Raw genomic sequence first — 756 nt, 5'->3', positions numbered from 1 at the left:
GGCGGCCTTGGGCGTGGCCCTGCTGGTGGGAGTGCTGACCCGCCGCCGCGAGGCCGCACAACGCTGATGCGCCGCGCCATGCCGCCCCCTTGCGGCCTGCACCTTGCTGTCATCGGCTTTTGCCCCGCGCCACGGCACGTTCATCGCACGGTGCCCCGCGCCGCATCGCACGCACCTTTATTGTCGCTTCCGACACAGGCGCCGCCGCACGAAAAGCCTCGACGACCTCATCCGGCCGGAGCGCCGCATGGGGCATATGGACGGGAAGACCGTCAGCCGACGTCCCCGCTCCTCCCCGCGGCGGACCTGCTGTTCCGCTAGAGTAGCCCCCTGCCCGCTGAAGTTGGTGGTTACGCTGGCGGGGAAGGGCGCCATCGACGCGCTGGCCGCCGTGCCTTGCGCCGCACGCGGTGGGGCAAGGCACGAAAAAATCGACGCCCTTCGGAAAGCATCCGCAAAGGCGTCGGCAAGCGTGCGCGTGAGGGGGAAAGGGGGGGTTACCCGTTCGTGCCAGCGGGCAACCCCGGCAGCACCAGCGCGCGGGGACCTGTCAGGCGGGCCTTGACCTTGCGGTAGGTTTCCGGAAGCACGCCGAAGCGGTAGGACCACAGGGCGCAACGGTCGCGGGCGTCACAGGTGCGCACCTCTGCCCGCTCGCCGCCGCAGCAGGCGATGCAGTAACGGCGGATGGCCCGCACCGGGCGTTCGTCGGGCAGGGTCTGGGCGATGAGCGGCAGCGCGCCCGGCAGCGGGTCG

Annotated in this window: 1 pseudogene; it reads right to left on the bottom strand. The window is 71.3% G+C overall.

The features are described 5' to 3' along the window. Window positions 1–497 precede the first annotated feature (497 nt). A pseudogene (locus FVW20_RS17375) lies at window positions 498–756 on the bottom strand (hypothetical protein); the annotation flags it as partial.

It is taken from the genome of Nitratidesulfovibrio oxamicus (genome assembly GCF_015731765.1).
GTDB lineage: Bacteria > Desulfobacterota > Desulfovibrionia > Desulfovibrionales > Desulfovibrionaceae > Cupidesulfovibrio > Cupidesulfovibrio oxamicus.
The sequence above is the reverse complement of the archived record's forward strand: the minus strand, read 5'-3'. Positions and strand labels throughout refer to the sequence as shown.